This window comes from Dactylosporangium darangshiense (assembly GCF_039537565.1).
Lineage (GTDB): Bacteria > Actinomycetota > Actinomycetes > Mycobacteriales > Micromonosporaceae > Dactylosporangium > Dactylosporangium darangshiense.
In genome coordinates this window covers 80,955-107,266 of sequence record NZ_BAABAT010000002.1, presented here as the reverse complement: position 1 = coordinate 107,266, position 26,312 = coordinate 80,955, and the positions used below count along the sequence as shown (strand labels likewise).

24 protein-coding genes are annotated in these 26,312 nt (G+C 71.4%); 16 read left to right on the top strand and 8 right to left on the bottom strand.

All coding sequences use genetic code 11. The annotated features are described in order from the left end of the window. Window positions 1-10: 10 nt before the first annotated feature. From ABD901_RS04105 to ABD901_RS04095, 3 genes are all read left to right on the top strand, one after another. Window positions 11-874: a carbohydrate ABC transporter permease gene (locus tag ABD901_RS04105; RefSeq protein ID WP_380139441.1), complete on the top strand. Its 864-nt coding sequence runs from the start codon at window positions 11-13 to the stop codon at window positions 872-874. Continuing rightward, window positions 871-4,860: a glycoside hydrolase family 38 N-terminal domain-containing protein gene (locus ABD901_RS04100; RefSeq protein WP_345121368.1), complete on the top strand. Its 3,990-nt coding sequence runs from the start codon at window positions 871-873 to the stop codon at window positions 4,858-4,860. The genes ABD901_RS04105 and ABD901_RS04100 overlap by 4 nt, the downstream gene beginning before the upstream one ends. A 93-nt stretch (window positions 4,861-4,953) precedes the next feature. Further along, window positions 4,954-5,370 carry an ASCH domain-containing protein gene (locus ABD901_RS04095; RefSeq protein ID WP_345121366.1) on the top strand — a complete coding sequence of 139 codons (417 nt, stop codon included), beginning with the start codon at window positions 4,954-4,956 and terminating at the stop codon, window positions 5,368-5,370. A 32-nt stretch (window positions 5,371-5,402) separates the two neighbouring features. On the opposite strand, the gene ABD901_RS04090 is transcribed toward ABD901_RS04095, so the two are convergent. Beyond that, window positions 5,403-6,716, bottom strand: coding sequence for an MFS transporter (locus ABD901_RS04090; protein WP_345121364.1), 1,314 nt, complete (start codon window positions 6,714-6,716; stop codon window positions 5,403-5,405). A gap of 145 nt (window positions 6,717-6,861) precedes the next feature. On the opposite strand from ABD901_RS04090, the gene ABD901_RS04085 reads away from it, so the two are divergent. Continuing rightward, window positions 6,862-7,233: an ArsR/SmtB family transcription factor gene (locus ABD901_RS04085; protein WP_345121362.1), complete on the top strand. Its 372-nt coding sequence runs from the start codon at window positions 6,862-6,864 to the stop codon at window positions 7,231-7,233. 64 nt (window positions 7,234-7,297) lie between these two features. Here the strand turns inward: ABD901_RS04085 and ABD901_RS04080 are convergent, their stop codons facing one another. The 4 genes from ABD901_RS04080 to ABD901_RS04065 form a co-directional block, all read right to left on the bottom strand. Next, window positions 7,298-7,570 carry an adhesin gene (locus ABD901_RS04080; protein ID WP_345121360.1) on the bottom strand — a complete coding sequence of 91 codons (273 nt, stop codon included), beginning with the start codon at window positions 7,568-7,570 and terminating at the stop codon, window positions 7,298-7,300. 89 nt (window positions 7,571-7,659) lie between these two features. Beyond that, entirely contained in the window at window positions 7,660-8,823 is a 1,164-nt protein-coding gene (locus tag ABD901_RS04075) for an epoxide hydrolase family protein (protein ID WP_345121358.1), read from the bottom strand. 52 nt (window positions 8,824-8,875) lie between these two features. Then, entirely contained in the window at window positions 8,876-9,541 is a 666-nt protein-coding gene (locus ABD901_RS04070) for a 3-oxoacid CoA-transferase subunit B (protein WP_345121356.1), read from the bottom strand. Further along, the gene (locus ABD901_RS04065; protein WP_345121354.1) at window positions 9,538-10,197 is read right to left on the bottom strand and encodes a 3-oxoacid CoA-transferase subunit A; all 660 of its coding nucleotides are present in this window, start codon (window positions 10,195-10,197) and stop codon (window positions 9,538-9,540) included. The genes ABD901_RS04070 and ABD901_RS04065 overlap by 4 nt, the downstream gene beginning before the upstream one ends. A gap of 70 nt (window positions 10,198-10,267) precedes the next feature. Between ABD901_RS04065 and ABD901_RS04060 the strand changes: the two genes are divergently transcribed. The 5 genes from ABD901_RS04060 to ABD901_RS04040 all read left to right on the top strand — a co-directional run bounded on the left by ABD901_RS04060 (window position 10,268) and on the right by ABD901_RS04040 (window position 16,062). Continuing rightward, window positions 10,268-11,167, top strand: a complete 900-nt coding sequence (locus tag ABD901_RS04060) for a LysR substrate-binding domain-containing protein (RefSeq protein WP_345121352.1) — start codon at window positions 10,268-10,270, stop codon at window positions 11,165-11,167. 26 nt (window positions 11,168-11,193) lie between these two features. Further along, window positions 11,194-12,162, top strand: a complete 969-nt coding sequence (locus ABD901_RS04055; protein ID WP_345121349.1) for a helix-turn-helix domain-containing protein — start codon at window positions 11,194-11,196, stop codon at window positions 12,160-12,162. 140 nt (window positions 12,163-12,302) lie between these two features. Then, window positions 12,303-14,105, top strand: a complete 1,803-nt coding sequence (locus ABD901_RS04050) for an FAD-dependent oxidoreductase (RefSeq protein ID WP_345121347.1) — start codon at window positions 12,303-12,305, stop codon at window positions 14,103-14,105. Then, on the top strand, window positions 14,102-15,163 hold the full coding sequence (locus tag ABD901_RS04045) for a maleylacetate reductase (RefSeq protein WP_345121345.1): 1,062 nt from the start codon (window positions 14,102-14,104) through the stop codon (window positions 15,161-15,163). Before ABD901_RS04050 ends, ABD901_RS04045 begins: the two co-directional genes overlap by 4 nt. Then, window positions 15,160-16,062 carry a dioxygenase family protein gene (locus ABD901_RS04040; RefSeq protein ID WP_345121343.1) on the top strand — a complete coding sequence of 301 codons (903 nt, stop codon included), beginning with the start codon at window positions 15,160-15,162 and terminating at the stop codon, window positions 16,060-16,062. The genes ABD901_RS04045 and ABD901_RS04040 overlap by 4 nt, the downstream gene beginning before the upstream one ends. A gap of 16 nt (window positions 16,063-16,078) precedes the next feature. On the opposite strand, the gene ABD901_RS04035 is transcribed toward ABD901_RS04040, so the two are convergent. Together ABD901_RS04035 and ABD901_RS04030 are read right to left on the bottom strand one after the other, a co-directional pair. Continuing rightward, a complete protein-coding gene (locus tag ABD901_RS04035; protein WP_345122370.1) occupies window positions 16,079-17,329 on the bottom strand; it encodes a HAMP domain-containing sensor histidine kinase in 1,251 nt (416 codons plus the stop codon). Further along, the gene (locus tag ABD901_RS04030) at window positions 17,329-17,976 is read right to left on the bottom strand and encodes a response regulator transcription factor (RefSeq protein WP_345121341.1); all 648 of its coding nucleotides are present in this window, start codon (window positions 17,974-17,976) and stop codon (window positions 17,329-17,331) included. The genes ABD901_RS04035 and ABD901_RS04030 overlap by 1 nt, the downstream gene beginning before the upstream one ends. A gap of 88 nt (window positions 17,977-18,064) precedes the next feature. Here ABD901_RS04030 and ABD901_RS04025 point away from each other — a divergent pair, with 88 nt between their 5' ends. The 4 genes from ABD901_RS04025 to ABD901_RS04010 are packed head-to-tail and all read left to right on the top strand — an operon-like array spanning window position 18,065 to window position 21,751. Then, window positions 18,065-18,817, top strand: coding sequence for a hypothetical protein (locus ABD901_RS04025; RefSeq protein WP_345121340.1), 753 nt, complete (start codon window positions 18,065-18,067; stop codon window positions 18,815-18,817). Beyond that, the gene (locus tag ABD901_RS04020; protein WP_345121338.1) at window positions 18,814-19,875 is read left to right on the top strand and encodes a peptidoglycan-binding protein; all 1,062 of its coding nucleotides are present in this window, start codon (window positions 18,814-18,816) and stop codon (window positions 19,873-19,875) included. Before ABD901_RS04025 ends, ABD901_RS04020 begins: the two co-directional genes overlap by 4 nt. Further along, the gene (locus ABD901_RS04015; protein ID WP_345121336.1) at window positions 19,872-20,564 is read left to right on the top strand and encodes an ABC transporter ATP-binding protein; all 693 of its coding nucleotides are present in this window, start codon (window positions 19,872-19,874) and stop codon (window positions 20,562-20,564) included. The genes ABD901_RS04020 and ABD901_RS04015 overlap by 4 nt, the downstream gene beginning before the upstream one ends. Continuing rightward, entirely contained in the window at window positions 20,561-21,751 is a 1,191-nt protein-coding gene (locus tag ABD901_RS04010) for an ABC transporter permease (protein WP_345121334.1), read from the top strand. The genes ABD901_RS04015 and ABD901_RS04010 overlap by 4 nt, the downstream gene beginning before the upstream one ends. 50 nt (window positions 21,752-21,801) lie before the next feature. On the opposite strand, the gene ABD901_RS04005 is transcribed toward ABD901_RS04010, so the two are convergent. Then, entirely contained in the window at window positions 21,802-22,785 is a 984-nt protein-coding gene (locus ABD901_RS04005; RefSeq protein WP_345121332.1) for a hypothetical protein, read from the bottom strand. Between the two features lie 303 nt (window positions 22,786-23,088). On the opposite strand from ABD901_RS04005, the gene ABD901_RS04000 reads away from it, so the two are divergent. The 3 genes from ABD901_RS04000 (at window position 23,089) to ABD901_RS03990 (ending at window position 26,285) form a co-directional block, all read left to right on the top strand. After that, on the top strand, window positions 23,089-23,775 hold the full coding sequence (locus ABD901_RS04000; RefSeq protein ID WP_345121330.1) for an AMIN-like domain-containing (lipo)protein: 687 nt from the start codon (window positions 23,089-23,091) through the stop codon (window positions 23,773-23,775). Window positions 23,776-23,965: 190 nt separating this feature from the next. After that, entirely contained in the window at window positions 23,966-24,211 is a 246-nt protein-coding gene (locus tag ABD901_RS03995; RefSeq protein WP_345121328.1) for a hypothetical protein, read from the top strand. Between the two features lie 217 nt (window positions 24,212-24,428). Beyond that, a complete protein-coding gene (locus tag ABD901_RS03990) occupies window positions 24,429-26,285 on the top strand; it encodes a sensor histidine kinase (RefSeq protein WP_345121326.1) in 1,857 nt (618 codons plus the stop codon). Window positions 26,286-26,312 lie beyond the last annotated feature (27 nt).

Sequence of the window (26,312 nt, the reverse complement as noted above, 5' to 3'; positions counted from 1 at the left end):
CTCCCGTGCCATGACCGGCAACCGCCGCGCCGGCCAGCGGGCCGCCGCGCCGGCACAGCGCCGCGCCGGAACGAGGACCTACCTGCTGCTCGGCCTCATCGCCGCGGTGTCGGCGTTCCCGCTGTACTGGTCGCTCGTCGCGGCGTCCAACGACAACTCCGCGGCGGGCAGCTGGCCGCCCAAGCTGCTGCCCGGAACCCACCTGTGGGCCAACCTGCAGCAGGCGTACACGCAGGCGAACTTCGGCCTCGCCCTGATCAACTCGATCATCGCCGCGACCCTGATCACGGTCTGCGTGGTGCTCACGAGCACGCTGGCCGGCTTCGCCTTCGCGAAGCTGCGCTTCCGCGGCAGCAACGCCCTGCTCGGGATCCTCCTCGTGACGATGATGGTGCCGGCACAGCTGGGCATCATCCCGCTGTACATCATGATGTCGCAGTGGCTGGGCTGGACCGGGCACCTGCAGGCGGTCATCGTCCCGGCGGCCACGTCCGCCTTCGGCGTCTTCCTGGTGCGCCAGTACCTCTCCGATGCGCTGCCCACCGCGCTGCTGGAGGCCGGCCGGATGGACGGGTGCTCGACGCACCGGCTGTACTGGCACGTCGTGCTGCCGGCGGCGCGGCCCGTCGCGGCGGTGCTCGCGCTGTTCACCTTCATGAACTCCTGGAACGACTTCTTCTGGCCCCTGCTGGCCCTGGGCCAGGGCAACCCGACCACCCAGGTCGCACTGTCCACACTGGCCGGTGGCTACTACATGGACTACTCGCTCGTGCTCGCCGGAACTCTGATCAGCACGGCGCCGGTACTGGTGGTGTTCCTCTTCCTCGGCAAGCAGATCATCGGCGGGATCATGCAGGGAGCGGTGAAGGCGTGAACTGGACCGTCTGGCTCATCCCGCACTTCCACTACGACCCGGTGTGGTGGAACACCCAGTCCGCGTACACCCAGACCTGGGATCAACCGCCGGCCGTCAACGCGGGCGAGGCGCGCTTCGCCTGGCCCGGCCACAGCGCGTTCAGCCTCGTCAAGGCGCACCTGGCGAAGATCCACGAGGATCCGCAGTACAGCGTGGTCCTCGCCGAGGTCGACTACCTCAAGCCGTACTGGGACACGTATCCCGAGGACCGCGCGCTCATCCGCCGACTGATCGCGGACGGCCGCCTGGAGCTGGTCGGCGGCACCTACAACGAGCCCAACACCAACCTCACCGGCATCGAGACGACGATCCGCAACGCCGTGCACGGGGTCGGATTCCAGCGCAACGTCGTCGGCGGCGTCCCGTCCACCGCATGGCAGCTGGACGTGTTCGGCCACGATCCGCAGTTCGCGCAGGTGATGTCCGGCGCCGGTCTGACCTCGATCGCCTTCGCCCGTGGCCCCTACCACCAGTGGGGACCCATGCTGACCAGCTGGAACATCCGCGAACATCGCAAGCCGTTCGCGCCGGTCCAGTTTCCCACCGAGTTCGAATGGGTGTCGCCCGGCGGCGACGGCCTGCTCACCCACTACATGGCCGGTCACTACTCGGCCGGCTTCAGCCTTGACGCCGCCCAGGACCCGCAGACCGCGGCGGAGGAGCTGCACGAGCTGTTCACCGAGCTCCGGCCGTCCGCCGCGACCCACAACGTCATGATTCCGATGGGCAGCGACTTCAGCGCTCCCATGCGGTGGGTCACCGAGCTACGCGCCGCCTGGACCGAACGCTACCCGCACGTTCGGCTGCGCTACGGCCTGCCGCGCGACTTCTTCGCCGCCGTTCGCGGCGAGCTCGCCGCGAGGGGCGTACACCCCACGCCGCAGACCCGCGACATGAACCCGATCTACACCGGCAAGGACGTCACCGCGATCGACACCAAGCAGGCCCACCGCCTGGTGGAGGCGCTGCTGCTGGACGCCGAGAAGTGGGCCACCTTCGCCGCACTGCACGGCGCGGCCTACCCCGCCGCGGCCGTCGACAAGGCGTGGCGGCTGCTGCTGTTCGGCGCGCACCACGACGCGGTCACCGGAACCCAGTCCGACCAGGTCTACCTCGACCTGATCGCGGGCTGGCGCGAGGCGCACGACCTGGCCGCCGACGTCGACCGGGCGGCCCGTATGCACCTGGCCCAGCACGTCGGCACCCGCGGGGAGGGCGCCGCGGTCGTCGTGTTCAATCCCCTGGCGCACGCCCGGACCGACACCGTCAGCCTGGAGATCGACCTCGACCCCGCCGGAGGGGTCACGCTCACCGACGACGGCGGGGCCCCGGTCCCGTACCTGGCCGAGGCCTTCACGCCCGCCGTCGACGGGCAACCCGGCCGGGTGCTGCTGCGGTGGGTCGCGCGCGACGTGCCGTCGATGGGCTACCGCACCTACCGCCTGCGGCCCGGCGCCCCCGAGCCGTCGGCGTCCGCGTGGCGGCGCGCCGAGACGACGAGCATCGCCAACGACCGCTACCGGCTTCGCGCGGATCCCGGGCGGGGCGGCGCGCTGACCGAGATCACCGACCTCGCCTCCGGCCGGGACATCCTCCCGCCGGGCCGGGTGGGCAACGAACTGGTCTGCGTCGCCGAACACGCCGACCATCCGGAGTTCGGCGAAGGCCCGTGGCACCTGCTCCCCCGCGATGTCGTCTGGCGCAGCTCCGACACCGCCGCCGGCGTCACCGTCGAACGCTGCCCGATCGGCGAACGGATCGTCGTGACCGCAGAGATCGATAGTTGTCGCTACACGCAGTACACCACGCTGTGGCACGGCATCGACCGGATCGACTTCGCCACGGCCGTCGACGGGTTCGCCGCCTCCGACCGCCTCCTGCGCGTGCGCATTCCCTGCGACATCCCGGGCGGCATGCCCATCAGCGAGACCTCGGCCGCCGTCATCGGCCGCGGCTACGCGCTGCTCGACGCCGACGCGGCGGTGCATCCCCGGACCCTGGACAACACGGCGCACCGGTGGTTCGGCCTCGGGGCGGCGCTGACCGTCCACCTGCACGATCCACAAGACCGCGGCGAGCGTTCCCGGGCGGTGTCGATCGCCGAGATCGTCGTCCCCGACGGCGATCAGGGCATGCCCTCGACCCGCCGCCTCGCCGTCGGACTGGCCCGGGCAGGTGTCACCGCCACCGTGACGACCGCGACGGGCAACCGTTACGGCGCGCTGGACACCGACTCCAACCTGCCCGACTGCCGAGTCGCGGTCGGCACCCCGCAGCGCAACGGATTCGTCGCCGAGCTCCTCGACCGGGCGCCGGCCGCGGTCGCCGCCGAGCTGGCCGCTCAGCTCGAGGCCACCGGCACCGCCCGCCTGTGGATTCCGGCCGAACGGCCGCTCGGCGAGGTGTGGCGGCCGGGAGCCGACGTGCGCTCGATCCGCGACCTGCCGGTGCTGCTGGTCGCCGGGACCGACGCGCAGGCCGAGCATTGGGCCGTCACCGATCTCCTCGATGACCTCGCCGACGCGAACGTCCACGTCACGCAGCCGTTGGCGCTGCACCACAACGAGACCACCGTCGACGGCTACACCGTCGCGCTGCTCAACCGCGGTACCCCCGGCTTCGCGGTCGAGCCCGACGGCACGCTGAACATGTCACTGACTCGCGCCTGCACCGGCTGGCCCACCGGAACCGCGATCAACATGCCGGATCTCAACGCACCGGGTGGGCGCAGCTTCCAGCACCACACCAGCCGGCGCTTCGAGTACCACCTGGTGAGCGGCCCCGATGGATGGCGCACCGCCGGGTTCACCGCCGCCGGGCAGTCCGTCAACCATCCCCTCGCCGCAACCGTCGCGCCGGCCAGCGACGGGCCACTGCCCGCGGCCGGATCCCTGCTGAGCGTCGAGCCGGCCGAGAACTTCCTCGTCACCGCGGTCAAGCCGCGGTGGGAACCACTCGCCGCCGGCTCCGCGGCGCCCGCCGACGCATGCGACAGCCTGATCGTGCGGGGCTACGAGCCCCACGGCCGCTCCGGCAGCGTCGCGATCCGCCTCGCCGGCGGCATCACCGCGGCCGCGGCCACCGACCTGCTCGACCGCGAGGGCGCACCCCTCGAGCATGACGGCCGGCAGGCACACGTCGACGTCGAGGGGTACCGGATCACGTCCCTCGCGCTGTCACCGGCCCGCGCCGAGCGGGGCCGAACGGCGCTCGCGGCGAGCGGCGAAGCGGTGCAGCCCGTGTTCACCCGCTACTGGCTGCACAACTGCGGCCCCGCGCCCATGGGCAACCTGCCCGTCACGCTCACCCTCCGCCCGCACGACGAGCCGCCGAACGACGAAACCACCTCCGCCGTACGCCTGCACGCGCAGATCGTCTGCGACAACACCGACGCCGGCTACGACGGGAACCTGGTCGTCACGGCGCCGGACGGCTGGGTCGCCACGCCTGGGTCGGAACCCGTGACCGTCAAGGCGGGCGGCCACCTCAGCGTGCCGATCACCGTCACGGTTCCCGAGGCCGCCGCGCCCGGTTGGTACGCGGTCGCGGCCAACATCAACCACCAGGGCCAGGACCTGCACGACGTGCTCATCGTGCCGGTCGGCCGGCCCGAACCCGGGCCGCTGCTGCGCGCCCGCAGCGAGGTCGAGCGGCTCACCCTGAGCCCCGGGACGCAGGGCCGGGTAAGGGTGCGGGTGAGCCACGCCCTTCGCACGCCGCTGCACGGGTACGTCCAGCTCATCACCCCGCACCACATCTGGCCGCTGACGAGCGGCGCAACCCGCGGCGTCACCATCGCGCCCGGGTCCTCCTCGAGCGTGGAGTTCCCCGTCACCGTCCCGGCCGGGACGCCGCCCGGGGAGTTCTGGGCCCAGCCGAAGATCTGCGCCTACGGACACATCGCGTACTGCGAGCCCATCCGCATCGTCGTCCGGCCGGCCTGAGGCGCCCCACGTCCGACCGGGCCCGGCTGCCCGTCGGCGGCTCGGGCCCGTAACCGGCTCGCCGAGGACCGCATCGATCGCTAGCCTCGTCGGGTGACCGCCGATCTGCCGACGTTCGAGTTCGCCTTTCCCGGCCCGCTACGCAACAAGCTGGTCAATGCCGTACTCGACGGGACCAAGACCACCACCACCGCGCTGCTGCAGGACTACGAAATCGACGGCGAGCCCTTGCCTGTCGTGGGCAACCGAGCGGCTGTGGTCGATTCGGCCGACCGCCGGGTCGCGGTCATTGAGGTCACCGAGGTGCGGGTGCGCCGACTCGGCGACGTCGATTTCGACCACGCCCGCGACGAAGGCGAGGGCGATGACTCGGTCGCGGCCTGGAGAGCCGGGCACGAGAGCTTCTGGCACGGAACGGACTACCGAGGCTGGCTGGGCAACCCGGAGTTCGCCGTGCACGACGACACGCCGGTCGTGCTGCAGCGCTTCCGTCTCGTTGCGGTGCTCTGATCGCCGCTGGATGGCATACCGCACACGCGACGTCACGCAACAGCGGTTGGAGTGCCCTGGGCCGGGAAGTCGCGCAGCGTGCGGGCCTCGGTGGCGAGCAGGGGCAGCGGGGCGATGACGTAGACGACGGCGAGTGCCCACATGGCAGACCGGGTGCCGATCGCCGAGGCCAGGAGGCCGGCGGTTGCCGCACCGAACGGGATCGTGCCGAACACGAAGATCCGCGATGCCGCGGTGACCCGGCCGAGCAGGTGCGCGGGAACGAAGCTGCCGCGGAACGTCATGGTCATCACGTTCGACATCGTGGCTCCGGCCAGCGCGATGAAGGAGCCCGCCGCGAACAGCGCCAGGCGCCAGCCGTGGCCGCCGAGCGGCAGCAACAGCACGAACGGGGCGGCCGCGACGTTCGCCACCAGGTAGGTGCGGGCGCTGCCGAAGCTCCGGGATGCGCGCGAGGCGAGTGCGGCGCCGAGGATGGCGCCGAGGCTGCCCACGCCGATCACCAGGCCCGCGGTTCCCGGCGCGGCGCCTTCGCTGCGCACCAGAAAGACAACGCGCAGTGCTGTGATGCCCAGCATCGCGAAGTTGGTCACCGCCGCCACCACCAACATGGCCTGCAGAAGGCGTCCGCGCATGATGAAACCGATGCCCTCGGCGATCTGGCGCAGCATGCCCGGGCGATCACCTGCAGAAGGGCGCGGCTCCGGCTCGGACCGTAGGCCGAGCAGACAGGCCGCCGACACCAGGAAGGTGACGGCGTCGATGAGGATTCCGCTGACCGCGCCGGCCGCCTGGGCCACCAGCCCGCCGAGGCCCGGTCCGACGACCAGGGCGACCGATGCGCTGGTCTGCAGCTTGGCGTTGCCTTCCATGAGGTCTTCCGCGCCGACGAGGTGGGGCAGGAACGCGTTGAACGCCACGTTGGCGAAGACACCGGCGATCCCGGCGAGCAGCGCGGCCACCACCAGCATGGTCATGGTCAGCACGCCGGTCCCGGCCGCGATCGGGATGACGACGAGCACCGCCGCGGAAACGAGGTCGGCGATCAGCAGCGTGCGCCGTCGCGGCCATCGGTCGACCCAGACACCGACCGGCAGCCCGATCAGCAGCCATGGCAGCCAGGTGGCGGCCGTGAGCAGGGCGACCATGGCCGGGCCGGCATGCAGGGTCGAGATGGCCACCAGCGGGAGCGCCACCGTGGTGATCGCGGAGCCGACCGCGCTGGTGGACTGCCCGATCCACAGCAGGGCGAAGTTCCGCGTCCGCAGCAGCCCGCCCATCGGTCTGTGCCGTGGTACGGGTTCACGCTCGTCCGCGGCAACCGCATCCCCGCTCATGCGGATCATCCGGGCAGCATCACACGACGGGCCCGCAACGTCGATGAATTTAGCAGCTGATCGGTGGCGGTCTGGAACGCACAACCGCAGGAACCGTCGGCTCGGGAACTCCTGGTCGCGGTTCCACCGGCCTGTTGACGGTATTCGTGGAACGATGGAAGGCGTGGGAACTGCGAAAGCTACTATGCCTGCTATCTCGCCGCTTGCTGGCGAGCCGATTATGCGTGCCGATGCCGAGCGGCTCGCTGGAGTGCTGAAGGCCTTTGCCGACCCGGCCCGGCTGCGACTGCTCAGTCTGATCCAGTCCGCTCCGGATGGCGAGGCGTCCGTAAGTGACCTCACCGCGCCGCTCGGTCTCTCCCAGCCGACCGTGAGTCATCATCTTCGGATCCTCACCGAGGCCGGCCTGCTCGAGCGCGAGAAGCGTGGCGTCTGGGCGTACTACCGCCTGGTGCCGTCGACGATCGCGGCGATCGCCGACCTGTTGACGCCGCCTCGCAAGCGGGCGACGAAGAGGGCCCGCTGAGCGGCACTGCGTGAGAACCCGGCGCCGGCGCCGGGTCCCCATCCCGTGGGTTCGCAGCCGGACGCTACGTTACGGTGAACTCGATCTGCCCCTCGGTGTCGGCACCGGCGTCCAGCGTCTTGTCGTTGAGCACCTCGTTGGCCGTCTGGTCCAGGAACAGCCGGGCGCCGGACTCCTCCACGACCGCGTCGTCCTGCGCCGGGCTGGACGCCAGGCTCAGCCGCAGCGACCCGCGGGTTTCGTCGGCGGCGATGCGCAAGCCGCCGCCCTCCGGTGCACCAGGCTGTGCGGTAAGGGTCTGGATGGCTACCACTGCGTTGTCAGTCAGCAAAACCATGACGAAGTTACTCCTCTAGATATAGGAACGGGCCTGTTTGTGGCGCGCGGTCGGACGGCGCGGACACTGAGCGTTGCCGGCGGCACCGGTCAGCGCATTGTCCGGAAGGCGCGCCGTAGCTGGTCGACGAACAATTCCGGCTGTTCGAAGGCGGCGAAGTGCCCACCGCGGGGTGGCTGCTCGTAGAAGCGGAGATCGGGACAGTATCGCTGGCACCAGCGCCGTGACGGCCGGAAGATCTCGCGCGGGAAGGCCGAGAAGCCGACCGGCACGGCGAGCGGCTCGGGCTGGCGAGCGTTGCGGCCGGATGGCCGGGCGAAGCCGTCCTCCCAGTAGATACGGGCCGACGACGCGGCCGTTGCGGTGTGCCAGTAGACACTGATGTTGTCGAGCATCTGGTCGCGGCTGAGCGCATCAACGGGATCACCGTCGTGGTCGGTCCAGGCCCAGTACTTCTCGGCGATCCAGGCGCACTGGCCCACCGGGGAGTCGACCAGCCCGTAGCCGACAGTCTGCGGGCGGGTCGCCTGCTCCAGGGCATAGCCGCTGCCCCATTCCCGGTGGTCGGCGGCGTCGGCCAGGCTCTGCCGCTCGAAGTCGGTCTGGTCCGCGGTGACAAGTTGTTCGCGGCCGACCACCGGCAACATGTTGAGGTGGATGCCCACCATGCGCTCGGGCCGCTGCGCTGCCAGCGTCGCGGTCACGATCGCGCCCCAGTCGCCGCCCTGCGCGGCGAACCGCTCGTAGCCCAGTCGGGTCATCAGCGTCGCCCACGCCTGGGCGATCCGCTCCGGCCCGCTGCCCGGCTCGGCGGGTTTGGCGCTGAACCCGAAACCCGGCAGCGACGGACATACCACGTGGAACGCGTCGCGCGCCTCGCCGCCGTGCGCAACGGGGTCGGCCAGCGGCTCGACGACGTCCAGGAACTCCACGACCGAGCCCGGCCAGCCGTGCGTCATGATCAGCGGCAGCGCATCCGGCTGGGGTGAGCGCAGGTGGATGAAGTGGACGTCGAGGCCGTCCAGTTCGGTGGTGAACTGCGGCAGCCCATTGAGCCGGCCCTCCAGGCGCCGCCAGTCATAGCCGCTTTGCCAGTACCCGCACAGATCCCGCAGCCAGTCCAGCGGCACACCCTGACTCCAGCCCGCCACCGTCGCCGGTTCCGGCCACCGGGCGCGTGCCAGCCGCTGCCGCAGCTCGTCGAGCGCATCCTCGCCAACGCTGACCGTGAACGGGGCAATCTCGCCGCCCATCACGCCACCGTAACCCCGGACGGCAGCCGATACCGGCAGCTCGGTTCCGACGCTACGCGGTATCACCCGCGACGGCCTGCCCGGTAGCAAGGCGCAGCAAGGGCGCTGCGAGCTTCTCGTTGAGCTCGTCGAATGAGATGCCGAACGTCTCGCGTACGACGACGCCGTCGCGGGTGATGAGGAAGGTGGCGAGGTCGGTGTAGACGCGATCGACGCACCCGACGCCGGTGAGCGGGTAGCTGCACCGCGGCACCAGCTTCGGTGTCCCGTCCTTCGTGAAGAGGTTCATCATCACGTAGACGCTTTTGGCGCCGATGGCCAGGTCCATCGCCCCACCGACGGCCGGGATCGCGTCCGGCTCTCCGGTGTGCCAGTTGGCGAGGTCGCCGGTAGCTGAGACCTGGAAGGCGCCGAGCACGCAGACGTCGAGGTGTCCGCCGCGCATCATCGCGAACGAGTCGGCGTGGTGGAAGTACGCCGCTCCGGGTAGTTCGGTCACAGGGGTCTTGCCGGCGTTGATGAGGTCGAGGTCGATCTCGTGAGCGGTGGCTGCGGGTCCCATGTTGAGCATGCCGTTCTCGGTGTGCAGCACCACGCCCGAGCTTTCGGGCAGGTGGTCGGCGACCGTCGTGGGCTGGCCGATGCCGAGGTTGACGTAGGCGCCGGGCGGGATGTCCTTGGCGACCAGTGCCGCCAACTGGTGCTTGTCCAGGCTCACACCGCCACCACCCTGTCGACGTAGATGCTCGGCGTCACGACCGCTTCGGGGTCGAGCTCGCCGGTCTCGACGACCGCGTGCACCTGGGCCACCACGAGAGTGGCCGCGGTCGCCATCACCGGACCGAAGTTGCGGGCGGTCTTGCGGTACACGAGATTGCCCATCCGGTCCGCGCGATGCGCACCGATGAGCGCGACGTCGCCCTTGATCGGGTGCTCGAGGACATACGACCGGCCGTCGATCTGCCGGGTCTCCTTGCCCTCGGCCAGCGGTGTTCCGACGCCGGTGGGCGAGAAGAACGCCCCGATGCCGGCTCCCGCCGCACGCATCCGCTCGGCGAGAGTGCCCTGCGGCACGACCTCGAGCTCGATGCGCCCCTGGCGGTACAGGCCGTCGAAGACCCAGGAGTCGGACTGCCGCGGGAACGAGCAGACGATCTTTCGGACCCGGCCTTTCGCCAGCAGCGCCGCGAGGCCGGTGTCGCCGTTGCCGGCGTTGTTGGACACCACCGTCAGGTCCGAGGCCCCCTGGTCGATGAGCGCGTCGATGAGCTGCACCGGCATCCCAGCCATGCCGAAGCCGCCGACCAGGACCGTCGAGCCGTCCTGGATTCCGGCGACCGCCTGGGCCGTGGTGGCGCAGATCGCGGTCCTCATGACACCACCGTACGACCGGCCCGTCCATTGAATCCAATACTGAATCCTGCGTGATTGATAAGCTGATTGCATGGAACTGCGGCAGCTGCGCTCGTTCGCCGCGCTCGCCGAGGAGCAGCACTTCGGTCGAGCCGCGGCACGGTTGCACATCGCCCAGCCGGCGCTGTCCCAGCAGATCAAGCAGCTCGAGCGGGAGCTCGGCGTCGCGCTCGTCGACCGCACCACCCGCCGGGTGGAGCTGACCGAGGCCGGCCGCCGCCTCGCCGACCACGCCCGGACCGTCCTCGCGTCGGCCGATCGGGCGTCGAGCGACATGGCGCTGGTCGCCTCCGGCCACGCAGGGCGGGTGTCGGCGGGCTTCGTCGGCACCTCGACCTACGACCTGCTGCCCCTGGCTGCGCGGGAGGTGCGCAGCGAACTGCCGGACGTGCAGCTCGACCTGCACGGGGAGCTGCTCAGCCCGGCTCTTCTGGCCGGGCTGCTCGACGGCACCTACGACCTCGTGGTGCTGCGGCCCGACGGGATGCAACGGCGTGGGGTCGAGGTGCGCACGCTGCGCCGAGAGTCCCTGGTGGCGGTGCTGCCGGCTCGGCACCCGCTCGCCGGGGAGCGAAGCATCGACCTCGCACGCCTGGCGGGTGAGCCGTTCGTCATGCACTTCTCGGGCGACCGCTCGTCGATGCACGAGCACGTGCTCGCCGCCTGTGCCGCCGCGGGCTTTCGCCCCACCTCGGTCATGGAGGTCGGCGAGACCGCCACCCTGGTTGTCTTCGTGGCGGCCGGCCTCGGCGTCGCGCTGGTGCCCGAGCCGGTGCGCAGCCTCGCCCTGCGCGGCGTCTCCTACGTGGCACTCAACGGCGCACCGACCGTCGACCTCGGCCTTGCGACCCGGACGGGTGAGGGTTCCCCTGCCGTGCGCCGGGTCGCCGAGATCGTCGCTCGCAGCGCTGAGCTGCGCGGCGGCACCTGAGCACGCGACGGCTAGAATGTTTGGCTATGGTGGGGATCACGCCCGCGGTACCTGTGGCGTTCTCCACCTTGGGACTGCCCGAACGGCGGCGCGTCGAGTTGTGGGAGAGCCACAACGCCAAGGCGCTCATCGGCCTGCGCTGTCGCACCCTCACCGCCGCGGTGCTGGAGGCGACCGAGATCAACGTGCAGCTGGAGCGGGTTCACCTCGCCCGGGTGCGCGGCAACTCCCACGTCGTCGAGCGTGACGAGACACTGATCAGGCGTCGGCCCGCCGACTCCGTCGCGCTGTTCTTCAGCCTGGTCGGCGAGGCGTTCTTCTACCACGACGACGGGGTCCGAACCGTCCAGCCCGGCGAGATGCTGATGTGCGACGCCGACCGGCCGTTCATGCGCGGGTTCTCCCACGGGCTCGAGGAGCTCGTCCTGAAGATCCCGCGCGCGGTGTTCGCCGACGTCACCGGCATCGACCAGGTCGCCCGCCCGACGGTGGTGAGCTTCACCGCCGGTGCCAACTCCGTCGCCCGCGCGCTCGCCCGCGAGATCGGTGCCGCGACCAGATCCGAGGACCCACGCCCGGCCGACGAGGCTGCACTGCTGCAACTGGTCGCCGCGATCGCCGGTGCGGACCGCGACGCCCTGTCCACCGCGCACCGCGCCGCCGCGCAGACCTACATCGACCAGCACCTCGCCAACCCGGCCCTGAGCGCGCCCCAGGTGGCCGCGGCCGTCGGCATCAGCCCGCGCCACCTCTCCCGGGTCTTCGCCGAAGCCGGGACGACCGTGCCGAAATACGTCCTGTCCCGCCGCCTGGAGGCCGCCCGGACGCTGCTGGAGAAGCCGGCGCCGGCCATGATGACGATCGCCGACGTCGCCCATTACTGCGGGTTCACGTCCGCCGCCCACTTCTCGAACGCCTTCCGGTCCCACTTCGGGGAGCGTGCCACCGACGTCCGCCGGCGGGCCTTGGTCTCCCGGGCCCTCCCGCCGGGCTGACCATGGGGTGCGCGCTTGCGTGGATCGGCCATCGCATCGGGTTCTCGCCGAGATGACCGTCACATGTCGACGCCGCGGTTGCTACTGCTGACACTGGCTCGCTGAGCGCCGGCGCACGGCCGGCCCGAGGGGGTGTACCGATGCCCGTGTTCAACGACGGCCAGACGGAGACCGAACTGCCGGCGTCCGTGACGGTCGAGACCGACGTACTGATCGTCGGATCCGGGCCCGCCGGGTCGGCGGCCGCGCTGTTCCTGTCGACCCTGGGCGTCCCCAACGTCATGATCACCAAGTACCGGTGGACGGCGAACACTCCCCGGGCGCACATCACCAACCAGCGGGCTATGGAGATCTTCCGAGACATGAGGATCGAGGACCAGGTGCTCGCCGACGCCACCCGGCACCGCCTCGTCGGCGACACCGTGTTCTGCACCTCGATCGCCGGTGAGGAGATCGGCCGGATCCACACCTGGGGCACCAGCGCCGCGCGCGAGGCCGACTACCGGCTCGCCTCGCCGTGCCTGACCGTCGACATCCCGCAGACCTACCTCGAGCCGATCCTGGTCAAGAACGCGACGATGCGCGGCACGCAGTCACGGTTCTCCACCGAGTACCTCTCCCACACCCAGGACGCCGACGGCGTCGACGTCCAGGTCCTGGACCGGCTCACCGGCACGCAGTACACGATCCGCGCGAAGTACCTCATCGGCGCCGACGGCGCGCGGTCGAGGGTTGCCGCCGACATCGGGCTGCCGTACGAGGGCGCCATGGACATCGCCGGCTCCATGAACATCACCTTCAAGGCCGACATCAGCGCCTACTGCAACCATCGGCCTTCGGTGCTGTACTGGGTCATCCAGCCCGGCTCCAACGTCGGCGGCATCGGCGCCGGCCTGGTCCGCATGGTCCGCCCGTGGAACGAATGGCTGATCGTGTGGGGCTACGACATCAACGACGAGCCTCCCGTCGTCGACGAGGCCGCCGCGACCCAGATCGTGCGCAACCTGCTCGGCATGCCCGACCTCGACGTGGAGATCACGGGCACGTCCCTGTGGGGCAACAACGAGATGTACGCCACCCACCTGCAGTCCGGACGAGTGTTCTGCGCCGGCGACGCCGTCCACCGGCACCCGCCGAGCAACGGGCTGGGTTCCAACACCTCCATCCAGGACTCGTACAACCTGGCGTGGAAGCTCGCTGCGGTACTCAAGGGCCAAGCGTCCCCCTCGCTGCTGGACACCTACTCCACCGAGCGTGCCCCGGTCGCCGAACGCATCGTAAAACGCGCCAACAAGTCCAGCCGCGAGTTCGTGGACCTGTTCGTCGCGCTCGGCGTCACCGAGGCGAAGACCGAGGAGGAGATGGTCCGCCAGATCGAGGAGCGCAAGGCCAACACCCCCGAGGGGGCCGCCAAGCGCGCCGCCCTCGTCAAAGCGATGGAGCTGAAGAACTACGAGTTCAACGCACACGGCGTCGAGCTCGGCCAGTTCTACGAGTCCAGCGCGGTCGTCTCCGACGGCACCCCGCGGCCCGAGCCCACCCGCGACCCGGACCTGTACTATCAGGCATCGACGGTGCCGGGTTCGCACCTGCCGCACGCCTGGGTCGGCGACAACAAGCGGAAGCTCGCCATGATGGATCTCGCGCCGTACACCCGGTTCACCCTCATCACCGGCATCGCCGGCGAGGCCTGGGAGAACGCCGCCGAGAAGGTCGCCCGTGCGCTCGGCATCGACCTGGCCACCGTCATCATCGGCCCCGGCCGTGAGATCACGGACCTCTACTACGACTGGTCCAAGCTGCGCGAGATCGACGAGAGCGGCGCCCTGCTGGTGCGCCCCGACAAGCACATCGCATGGCGCGCCGCCGTGCTGCCCGCCGACCCCGAGTCCGCGCTGCGCGACGCGTTGACCCAGATCCTCGGCCAGGGCAGTCGCGCATGAGCCTGCGGTTCGAGCACGAGACACTCGGCCAACGCGTCCGGTTCGCGTCCGGCGGCGCGGCCCACGCGGTGCGCGAGGAGGTCACACGTCTGGGCGCCGCCCGGGTGATGGTGATCGCCGCACCCGCCGAGACGGCCCTCGCCAAGCAGATCAGCGGCGCGCTCCCCGTCGTGCTGGTCCACGACGAGGTCGCGATGCACGTCCCGGTCCCGGTCGCCGAACGCGCCCGGGCGGCCGCCGCCGAGCACGACGTCGACGCGATCGTCTGCGTCGGCGGTGGCTCCACCACCGGCCTCGCCAAGGCGATCGCGCTCACCTCCGGCGTACCGATCATCGCGGTGCCGACCACGTACGCCGGCTCGGAGGCGACCAATGTGTGGGGGCTGACCGAGGGCGCTCGCAAGACCACCGGCGTGGACCCGCGGGTGCTGCCGCACGCCGTCGTCTACGACGCGGCCCTGACGCTCTCCCTTCCGGTCGGCCTGAGCGTCGCATCCGGATTGAACGCGCTGGCGCACTGCGTGGACTCCATGTGGGCGCCCCGCACCGACCCGATCGACGCGGCGCTGGCCGCCGAGGGCATCCGCGCGCTCGCTTCCGGGCTCCCACAGGTCGTCGACGACCCCGAAGGGCTGCCCGGCCGGGAAGAGGCGCTCTACGGCGCGTATCTGTCGGCGGTCGCGTTCGCCTCCGCCGGGTCCGGCCTGCACCACAAGATCTGCCACGTCCTGGGCGGCATGTACAACTTGCCGCACGCCCCGACCCACGCCGTCGTGCTGCCCCACGTCCTCGCGCTGAACGGGCCGGCCGCCCCCGCCGCCGCCGACCGTATCGCGCGAGCCTTCGGCAGTGACACCGCCATCGAGGGCCTCCAGGCCCTGCGCCGGCGCCTCGACGCACCCCGGGCGTTGCGTGACTACGGACTCCACGAGGCACAGATCCCGGCAGCGGTCGAGGCGATCCTGTCCGTGGTACCCGAGAACAACCCCGCGGCCGTCGCCGCCGGCGACCTGCAGCGCCTCCTGCACGATGCCTGGGAAGGAGCCGACCCCCGATGACCAACGACGTGCCGCCCGAGGTCTCGCCGGAGCAGCGCGCCCGGGAGGACGAGCTGGTCGAGCGGGTCCTGGCCTCGTTCGATGCCACCTCCGACGCCCGGCTCAAGCAGATCGTGCGGTCGCTGGTGACCCACCTGCACGCGTTCGTGCGCGACGTGCGCCTCACCGAGCAGGAGTGGAAGCAGGGCATCGACTTCCTCACCGCCGTCGGCCACATCACCGACGAGCGGCGCCAGGAGTTCATCCTGCTCTCCGACACCCTGGGCGTCTCCATGCAGACCATCGCGATCAACAACCAGGCGTACGCGAACGCGACCGAGGCGACGGTGTTCGGGCCGTTCTTCGTCGACGACGCCCCGCACGTCGAGCTCGGCGGCGACATCGCTGCCGGCGCCGCCGGCCAGCCGTGCTGGGTTGAGGGCACCGTCCGCGACACCGACGGCAACCCGGTCCCCGGCGCCCGGATCGAAGTGTGGGAGGCCGACGAGGACGGGTTCTACGACGTTCAGTACGACGACGACCGCACCGCCGGCCGCGGGCACCTCTTCAGCGGCGAGGACGGCAACTTCCACTTCTGGGCCATCACCCCCACGCCGTACCCGATTCCCCACGACGGCCCGGTCGGCGCGATGCTCGCCGCGACCGGCCGCTCCCCGATGCGCGCCTCACACCTGCACTTCATGGTCACCGCCGACGGCCTGCGCACCCTGGTCACACACATCTTCGTGCGCGGCGACGAGCTGCTCGACCGAGACAGCGTGTTCGGGGTGAAGGACTCGCTCGTCACGGACTTCGCCGAACAGCGCGCCGGCACGCCGACCCCGGACGGCCGCGACCTCGACGGCCGGTCGTGGTCACGCGTCCGCTTCGACATCGTGCTCGCACCCGCACCCGACTGAACGACGCTGCGCGCGTTCATGGCGGAGCGGGAGCTGCCGGGCGGATAGCCGGCAGCGTCACGGTGACGTGCAGGCCGCCGCCGTCCTGCGGCTCGGCCAGCACCGTGCCGCCGTGCACCTTGACGATCGAGTCGACGATCGCCAGGCCCAGGCCGAAGCCGTCGCTGCCGGTCCGCTCGTGCAGCCGGCGGAACGGCTGGAACAGCACCCCGACCGCGTCCGGCGCGACCACCGGCCCGTCGTTGGCCACCTCGAGCCGCACGTGCCCGTTCACCGCGGACGTGGCCAGCCACACGGCGCCGCCGGGCACGTTGTACCGCACCGCGTTGTCGACCAGGTTGGCGGTGAGCCGCTCGAGCAGGATCGGGTCGCCGGTGGTCGGGGCCGGCTCCAGCGACACGTGGGCCCGCCGGTCGCGCAGGTCGATGCCGTCGAGCACATCCTCGGCGACGGTGGCCAGGTCGGTCTCCTCGCGCACCGCGAGCCCGCCGTCGTTGCGGGCCAGGGTGAACAACGCCTCGATGAGGGCTTCGGCGTGGTCGACGGCCGCCCGCACGTCGCGCGCCATCCCGGTCAGCTCGGCCTCGGTGGCGTGCGGCTTGGCCAGCACCACGTCGACGCTGGCCCGCATGACGGTGAGTGGCGTGCGCAGCTCGTGGCTGGCGTTGGCGATGAACCGCCGCTGCCCCTCGAACGCGCGCTGCAGCCGCTCCAGCATGCCGTCGAACGTGTCGGCCAGCTCGCGCAGCTCGTCGCGGGGGCCGCCGAGGGCGACCCGGGCCGACAGGTTGTGCTCGGACGCGGAGCGGGCGGCCGCGGTGAGCCGGTGCACCGGGCGCAGCGCCCGCCCGGCGACGAACCAGCCGGCCACGCCGGCCATCAACGTGACCGCGCCGAGGCTCAGCCCGGACTGCCACAGCAGGGACTGCAGCGTCGCGTCCCGCTGGGCCTGCGCGCCGACGAGCAGGCCCTCCCGGTACGCCGACTCGCACTTGAACACCAGGTTGGGGTCGGTGTCGCCGGCCGCCTGCCCGTTGAGGACCGACTTGCACGCCTCGATGAACTCGGGTGGCGGCGCCTCGTGGTTCTTGCCGTACGGGGCGGATCCGGCCGGCGCCTCGCCGTCGTTGGAGGTCAGCTCGGTGATCCCCGGCAGGTTCGCCGCGAGCAGACCGTAGGTGATGGCGACCAGCGCGGCGCCGCAGACCGCGAACAGCAGCGTGTACAGCAGCGTCAGCCGCACCCGGACGGTGAACCGGGGCCGCATCACAGCCGGTACCCCTTGCCCACGACGGTCTCGATGAGCGGCGGCGCGCCGAGCTTGCGCCGCAGCCGGGTCAGGGTGACCGAGACGATGTTGCTGAACGGGTCGGCGTTGGCGTCCCATACGTGCTCGAGCAGCTCCTCGGCGCTGACCACCGCACCGTCGGCGGCGACGAGCATCTCCAGCACCCCGAACTCCTTGCGGGTCAGCGACAGCGCCCGCCCGGCCCGGCTGGCCCGGTGCCGGGCCCTGTCGACGGTCAGGTCGCCGCGGCGCACGATCGGGGGCGCCGACGGCGCCCGCCGCGCCAACGCCCGCACCCGGGCGACGAGTTCGTGAAAGGCGAACGGCTTGCCGAGGTAGTCGTCGGCGCCGAGCTCGAGCCCGTCGACCCGGTCGTCGACGCCGGCGGCGGCGGTGAGCATGAGAATGCGGGCGCCGTCGGTGGCGGCCAGCGACCGGCAGACCTGGTCGCCGTGCACGACCGGCAGGTCCCGGTCGAGCACCACGACGTCGTAGTCGGTCTCGGCCGCCCGGGCCAGCGCGGCGTCCCCGTCGTGCACGACGTCGACCGCCATGCCCGCGTCGCGCAGCCCCTCGCCGATCCGCTCGGCCAGCGTCGCATGGTCCTCGACCACCAGCACCCGCATGGCGACCATTGTGCGCCGCCGCAGATGACATCGATGCGACATCGCGGGTAGCGCCCGTGTCACCGGCCCGCGCGTACACCTGACGACCATGAGAATCGGACTGCTCGCCGTCGCGGTGTGCACCGCCGCGGCACTGACCGCATGCAGCTCGGGTTCGTCGCCGAGCGTGCCGAACCTCGGCGGGGCCGGCCAAACGGCGTCACCGAGCGCCGGGTGCCTGACCGTCGCCCAAGGCCTCAGCCACCTGGCCGACCAGGGCAATGCCGACCCCAACGGCGAGAAGCCGGACAAGGGCGCGCCCCCCTCGGGCCAGCCCCAGGGCGGCACGGACTCCGGCGGCGACCCGGGGAACCATCGAACCTGCGCCGGGAAGACCGGCGACGCGCGCAAGAACGCGCTGCACGCCGCGGCCGACTGCATCCGCCAGCACGGCATCCCGACGTACAAGGACCCGGTGCTCACCGCCGACGGCCACGTGTACACCGACTCCCGCAGCATGCACGAGGCCCAGGCGAGCACCATCGCGGCGGTGGCGCAGGCGTGCCACGACGCGATCGTCGCCGCCGAACTCGTGCCCGACCAGCAGGCGCCGGCGCCGCCGAAGGTGGTCCAGGCCGGCGTGAAAGTTGCGCAGTGCATGCGGGCCAACGGCCTGCCGAACATCAGCGACCCGAACGCCAACGACGAGTTCGTCCCAGGTCACGGGTTCGGCATGGACTCCAGTGAGCTTCCCGGCAACGGCAGCAAGACGGACCCGACGATCAAGCACGCGCTGGTGGCGTGCGAGTCGGTCATCGACGAAATGAACCGGGTCTCCAGTCTGGGGAGCCTGGCGGGATGAGGCGGCGGACGTTCGTGACGACGGCGGCCACCGCGGTCGCCGTTGCCGCCACCGGCGGCTGGTTCGCCTGGCGGCGTCCGGGCGGGGCGACCCCCGCCGCGGCCGGGGTGCCGACCACCACGGCGAAGGTCACCAAGATCGACCTGTCGAACAGCACGCTGGTGTCCGGCGCGCTGGGGTACCGCGGCGACTACACCATCGTCCCGCGCGGCGAGGGCGGCACGCTGACCGCGCTGCCGGACCCGGGCAAGGTGATCAACCGCAACGAGCCGGTGTACGAAGTGGACAACAAGCCGGTCCGGCTCTTCTATGCCGACCGCCCCGCGTTCCGCCCGTTCGCCGCCGGCATGACGGCCGGGCCGGACGTGCGGGCGCTGGAGGAGAATCTCAAGGCGCTGGGCTACCTGTCCACCGCCGACGCCACGTTCAGCTCGGCGACGACGACCGCGATCAAGCGGTGGCAGCGGGCGACCGGCCAGACGATCAACGGCCGCATCGACCCGGGCGAGGTGATCTTCCAGCCCGGCCCGATCCGGATCAACACCGTCACCGGCAAGGTCGGCAGCGACCTGCACCCCGGCGAGCCGCTGCTCACCGCCACGTCGACCACGGCCGTGGTCACCATCACCGTGCCCGCCGGCCAGACGTACCTGGTCCACGCGGGCGACACGGTGACCGTCACGCTGCCGGATCAACGGAAGGTTACCGGCAAGGTGTTGTACCTGTCGCCGGTGGCCGACCAGGCGCAGCAGGACAACGGCCGCGACGGGCAGGTCACCGTCCCCGGCATCGTCACGCTGGACGATCCGCAGGTGGGCTCGAACCTCGACCGGGCACCGGTGCAGGTCGCCATCACCGCCGCGACGGTCACCGGCGTGCTGGCGGTGCCGGTCACCGCGCTCGTCGCGCTGGCCGGTGGCGGGTACGGCGTCTACAAGCGCAACGGCGCCCAGCGCACCCTGCTCGGCGTCACCACCGGGCTGTTCTCCGACACGATGGTCGAGGTGCGCGGCGACGGCCTGCAGGAGGGCGACGACGTGGAGGTGCCGTCCTCGTGACCCCCGCACTGGAACTGCAGCAGGTGAGCAAGACCTACCCGCCGCCGACGACCGTCACCGCGCTGTCCGATGTGGACCTGGTGGTGCGCCGCGGCGAGACGGTCGCCATCACCGGCGCGTCCGGGGCCGGCAAGTCCACGCTGCTGAGCATCCTCGGCACGCTGGAGCGGCCCAGCGCCGGCACCGTGCGCATCGCCGGCACCGACACCTCCACCATGTCCGACCCGCAGCTGTCCGGCGTGCGGGCCTGGCACATCGGGTTCGTCTTCCAGCAGTTCTTCCTGCTCGACCACCTGTCGGTGCTGGAGAACGTGGCGACCGGCCTCATGTACCGCGGGCTGCCCGCCGGCGAGCGCCGCCGGCGGGCCGCCGAGGCCCTGGACCGGGTCGGGCTCGCGGACCGGATGCGGCACCGCCCGACCCAGCTCTCCGGCGGCGAGCGGCAACGGGTGGCGATCGCCCGCGCCGTCGTCGGCCGGCCGGCGGTCCTGCTCGCCGACGAGCCCACCGGCAACCTCGACACCGCCAACGGGCGCGAGATCGTGCGCCTGCTGGCCACCCTGCGAGACACCGACGAGGACACCACGGTCGTGCTCATCACTCACAACGGCGCGGTCGCGGAGGCGATGGAGCGCCAGATCCGGCTCCAGGACGGGCGGATCGTGGACGACACGGGGGTGACGGCATGAGCGCCCGCAGCCGCCTGCGGCCCGCCGACGCGCTGTCCGTCGGTACCGTCGGGCTGCGCGCCCGCCGCGTCCGCGCCACGCTGTCGGCGCTCGGCATCGCCATCGCCATCGCCGCGCTCGTCGCCGTCCTCGGCGTGGCCGAGTCCTCGAAACAACAGCTGCTCGACGAGCTCGGCCGGCAGGGCAACCTGCTCGCCGTCGCCACCGGCCACACCTTCGACGGCCGCCCCACCCCGCTGCCGCTCACCGCGCAGCCGATGATCGCGCGGATCCCGCCGGTGCTGGCCACCACGGCGGTCGGTGACATCGAAGGGGCCACGGTCCGGCGCACCGACCGCATCCCGCCGCAGAACACCAACGGCATCAACGTGCTGGCCGCCCAGGCGTCGCTGCCGGGCACGCTGTCGGCGCGGATGGTGCGCGGCGCCTTCCTCGGTCCGGCCGCCGAGCAGTACCCGGAGACCGTCCTCGGCTACTCCGCCGCCCGCAGCCTGGGCATCGACAAGCTGGAGGCGCAGACCCAGGTCTTCATCGCCGGGCGGTACTTCACCGTCGTCGGCGTCCTGGACCAGGTCGGCGTCGCGCCGGAGCTCGACACCGCGGCCCTGATCAGCTTCGGCGTCGCCGACCAGCTGTTCCACCTCGGCGGCGTGCCCACCCGCATCTACGTGCGGGTCCACCCCGACCAGGTGGCCGCGGTCGCCGCGGTGCTCGGCCCGACCGCCTCGCCGGACAACCCGTCCGACGTGCAGGTCCAGCGCCCGTCGGACCTCATCCTGGCCCGCATCCAGGCCAAGGACGCGTTCGTCGGGCTGTTCCTCGGCCTCGGCGGCATCGCGCTGCTCGTCGCCGGGGTCGGCATCGCCAACATCATGGTGATCTCGGTGCTCGAACGGCGGGCCGAGATCGGGCTGCGGCGGTCCCTCGGCGCCAGACGGCGGGACGTTGCCGCGCAGTTCCTGCTCGAGTCGGCGGTCCTCGCCGTCATCGGCGGGGTCGCCGGCATCGGGCTGGGCTGCCTCGCCACGCTCATCGCCGCCCGCACGGCCGGCAACCCGGTGGCCATCCCGCCCGAGGCGCCCCTGGCCGGCCTGGTCGCCGCGCTGCTCGTCGGGGCCCTCGCGGGCCTGTACCCGGCCGCCCGTGCGGCCCGGCTCCCCCCGGCGGACGCGCTGCGCACCCTCTGACCCGCCCGGCCTCGGGCAGACGCTGCACCGATCACGTCCGGAAGCGCATCCTACGCAGGCTCCGTGGCGCGCCGTCCCTGTTCCCTCCACCACGCCGCGTACGTGCCGTCCCATGGAAGAGGGTCCCTTCGCGGACCGTCGGAGCGGTACGTGCGCCGGGTGGGGAAGACCGTGACTCCCATATCCGCCTCGGACTCCCGGGAAGCGAGCCGCACTTCGTCGAACGAGTCGTCCACCGAGACGATCGGCCGGCCGCTCATGACGATGTGAATGTGGTCGAAGATGCCCTGTTCGAACGAGTCGAACACGGTGATCGTCAAGAAGCAGGCGCCGAGCGGGTTGGGCGGGTCGGGTTTCTGGCGGGCCTCCGCCCATTCCGCAATCGTGTGACCCGCGCCCCATTCGAACAGGGCTACCTCTCCCGGCCGCAAGAGGCGCTCTCTCTTCGCGGTGGTCGTCTCCACGAACTGGGCCTCGGCCTGGTCATCGAGTCGCACCCGTGCGGTGGTCGAGCCTTCGTTGATCAGTACGCCCCGGGTCTGAAACCACATGAGCCCTTTACGCTCTGCATTACGCGCGAAGAGCCGCGCCGGCGAGGCCGCTTCGGCCTGCGCCACAGAACGATGGTCAAGCAGTCGCAATTCGTGGCCATAGGGCATCCGATCACGCGTCTCATCGATCAGTGGGGGCCATTGCGGCGCCTCGAGCAGCGCGACGACGAGGGGAGCCCGCTCGTCCGTCCTGGCGCGCGCCGCTTCCCGGACCGCCGTCGTGGCGGCTTGCAGCATTTCTTGAGCAAGGACGACCTGCTCGCCGGCGGCTTTCGCCTGAGCCGCGTTGATCTCGACCTGTTTCTGCAGCTCCGGCAACTGCTTGGCAGCGGTTCGGGCCGCAGCGCGCCCCGAGCGAGCGGCCGAGGCGGCGGCAATCGCCGCGGCGACCGCACCTATGGCTGAGATGATCTGAATCCACCCGGCCAACGTCAAACGATCAATGCTGGCTGCCAGCGCATCCCAAAAAGCCCGCACGACCAAGGCCTACCTTCACGAGAGACTCACCTTTGTGGCCGGGTCCGTGCTGGGCTCGGCCGCTCACACCGGTTGACGTGCGACCTGCCCCGCTCGGGAAGGTATAAGCGCTTGATGCCGAGGTGACGGCCGCGGCTGCGGCCCGCCGCGCCGACCAGTAATGGCTCGGGCGTAGACGGCGGACGCCTTCAACTGCGGAGCGTGACGGCGCGTTGACGCCTTTCGGACAGCAGTGCGCGGACAACCGGCGCCCGGGGGTGCGCGTCAATACGGCGCCGATTCCCTATCACGAACCCGGAGGTCCGTGCCATGAACCGTTTCGTCCCCACCGTCCGAATCGCCATCCTGGTCGGCGCGATCGCCGCACTGCTGCTGGCCGGCTGTTCGCCTGAGGTGACCGGCGCGCCCGGGACGGCACCGTCGACGTCGACGGCCGCCCCCAGCGCCGCTCCGCCGGCGGCATCCCCTCCGGGCGCCACGTCTGCCACGCCGACCCCGCCGCCCGGGGACGAGGGTGACTTCACTGTCCGCTACGGCTGGGCCGTCCCCTCGCAGCAGGTGACCGTCAAGCACGACGTGGCCGTTCCGCCGGTGCCGACGCTCGTCGAGGTGCGTGTCGGCGACCACACCGCCGACGGGTTCGAGCGCGTGACGTTCGCCTTCAGAGGAGCTTTGCCGGGGTACCACTTCCAGCTCGTCCGCCAGGTGACGCAGGACGGCAGCGGGGACCCGGTCCGTCTGCCCGGCAACAGCTTCGTGCAGATCGTGTTCAACCCGGCGTACGCGCACGACGACGCCGGGCACGCGACCGTGCCGGTGGGTTTGCAGCGTCCGGGATTCCGGCAGCTCAGCGGCTACCAGCTCGCGGGCGACTACGAGGGGTATGTCACGTACGGGTTCGGGTTCAGCAGCAGCCAGCCGCAGATCAGGGTCGGCGAGCGTACCCGCCCCGACGGGACGTTCGTCGTGGCGTTCGACGTGCGCTCGGCCCGATGAGCGCCGTCCAGCTGGACGTCTGCCCCGCGGAGGGTGAGGCCAGGTGAGTCCGGCATGGCGGATAGCAGGTACCCGCGGGTGCCGAAACCGGCAGCCGGGGAGTGCCGGTGGCGGCGAGGCCACCCTCATCGGTACGAGAGAACGTGGAATCAACACCCCACACCCCCACTGCGAACCGAGGTGATCCGCCATGACGACCCACGCGGTTGACCCAGTGCTGTGCATGGCGCTGTTCGTCTCCGACGCCTCGCAGACGTCCGACCTGGACAACGGCACCATCCGCGACGTCGTCGCCCGCACCCTCGAACAGCTCGGCCCCAACGAGTGCTACGCCCGCGCCGCAGAAGTGTTCGGCGACCGCCCCGAGACGGCGCTCGGCCGGATCACCTGGGCCCGCGAGCTGTGCTCCCGGGCGATGGCCCTCGCCGCCGTCTGACCGGCGTCTGCCCGTCGACGTGTGGGGTGCGGCGATGTGCGTCATGGCGGACCTCCGCCCGCCGGCAACCGGTGCCGAGATATGCAGCTAAGTCCGGATATGATCGGTAATGACTGCAACATCGACGGCAAGATCAATGTGCGCTTTGGTCAAGACGCAACCGGATGAGACTCGTCGGCGGCACCGGGCCGACGCGAAGCCGGGGTCCGCAGCGTCCATGCGGCTGGTCTCCTGGCTGGTGCGGCCGACGCCCCCGCCGCTCCCGGTGGGGATAGCCGTCTGCGCGTTGTTCGTCGTCGCGGAGACGCTGATCGTCTACCCGCTCGGGCGCGTCGCCCGGGCCGACGAGCTGGCCGTGGTGTACATGATCGGAGTGCTGGCGGTCTCCATGATCTGGGGCTTCCGGCTGGCGGTCGTGACCTCGGTGGCCAGCGCACTGGCGTTCCACTTCTTCCACGTCCCACCCGTCGGCAAGTTCTCGTTCGCCGACAACCTGGACTGGTTCGAGCTGGCGGTGTTCATCGCCGTCGCGCTGCTGGTGAGCTCGATGGCCCGGCTCGCCCGCTCCCGCGCGGTGGAGTCCGTCCAGCGGCGCCGCGAGGCCGATCTCATTGCCGGACTGGCCCAGCTCATGCTGGGTTCGAACGATCTTGCATCGGTACTGCCGGAGGCCTCCCGCCGCCTCGCGCAGGCGCTGGAGCTGCCGTATGCGCAGATCACGCTCGAGTCGGTGGCCGGCGACGAGCGGCGGGCGGCGTTGCCGCTGCGGGGTCGCCTCGAGCCGGGCACGCTCCTGGTTCCGGCCGACCTGCCGGAGCCCACGCTGCGCCGCCTGCGCGACCAGGTGGTGCCCGCGCTGGACGCGTTGCTCTCCGCCGCCCACGACGGCGAGCTGATGAGCATCTCGCTGCGGACGAGCCGCGACGAGCTGCGCGCGCCGGCGGAGGAGCAGGCGGCGCTGCGGCGCGTCGCGACGCTCGTCGGCCGCGGTGTCGCGCCGTCCGAGATCTTCGCCGCGGTCGCCATGGAGACGGCCCGGCTGCTGGACGCGGACGCCTCGCGGCTGCTGCGCTACGAGGCGCCGGGCACCGTGACCGTCATTGCCGAATTCAGCAAGCCCGGCGTCGAGACGTTGCTGGGCCGGCGTCTGGCCATCGCCGGCGGCGCGACGGAGATGGTCTACCGCACCTCCCGGCCGGCCCGCGTGGACACCTACCAGGATCGCGCGGGCCCGCTGGCCGCGCTCGCCCGCGACGAGGGCCTGCACTCGTCGGTGGCCGCCCCGATTCTCGTCGACGGCCGCCTGTGGGGCACGATGGTGGTCCTCTGGGCGCGGCACGAGGCGCCGCCGGCCGGCGCCGAGTACCGGCTGGCAGAGTTCACCGAACTCCTGGCCACCGCCGTCGGCAACGCCGAGAGCCGGGCCGAGCTCACCGCGTCGCGGGCCCGCATCGTCGTGGCCGCCGACGACGCCCGGCGCCGCATCGAGCGCGATCTGCACGACGGCGTACAGCAGCGGCTCGTTGCACTCGGCCTCGACCTGCGCGCCGCCGAGGCGCTGGTGCCCCAGGGACTGGACGAGCTCAAGGCGCGCCTGTCCGACACCACCGACGGCCTGACGGGCGTCTTCAAGGACCTGCAGGAGATCGCCCGGGGCATCCACCCGGCGATCCTCTCCCAGGGCGGCCTCGGCCCCGCGCTCAAGGCGCTCGCCCTGCGCTGCCCCATTCCCGTCGAGCTCAACCTGGGCACCCAGCGGCGGCTGCCCGAGCGCGTGGAGGTGGCCGCCTACTACATCGTGTCCGAGGCGCTCACGAACGCCACCAAGCACGCGCACGCATCCGCGATCGTCGTCGACGTCGAGACGCGCAGCCAGATGCTCGTGCTGTCGATTCGCGACAACGGCATCGGCGGCGCCGATCCCCGGCTCGGCTCCGGGCTCGTGGGTCTCGCCGACCGCGTCGAGGCGCTCGGCGGACACCTGCACGTCGCCAGTCCGCTCGGCGGCGGGACGTCGCTGCGCGTCGAGCTCCCGTCCGCGGAAGCCCTCGCACGCCTGCCGGAGCCGGGGTGAGGCGGTCAGGGCGATTACCGGGAATTC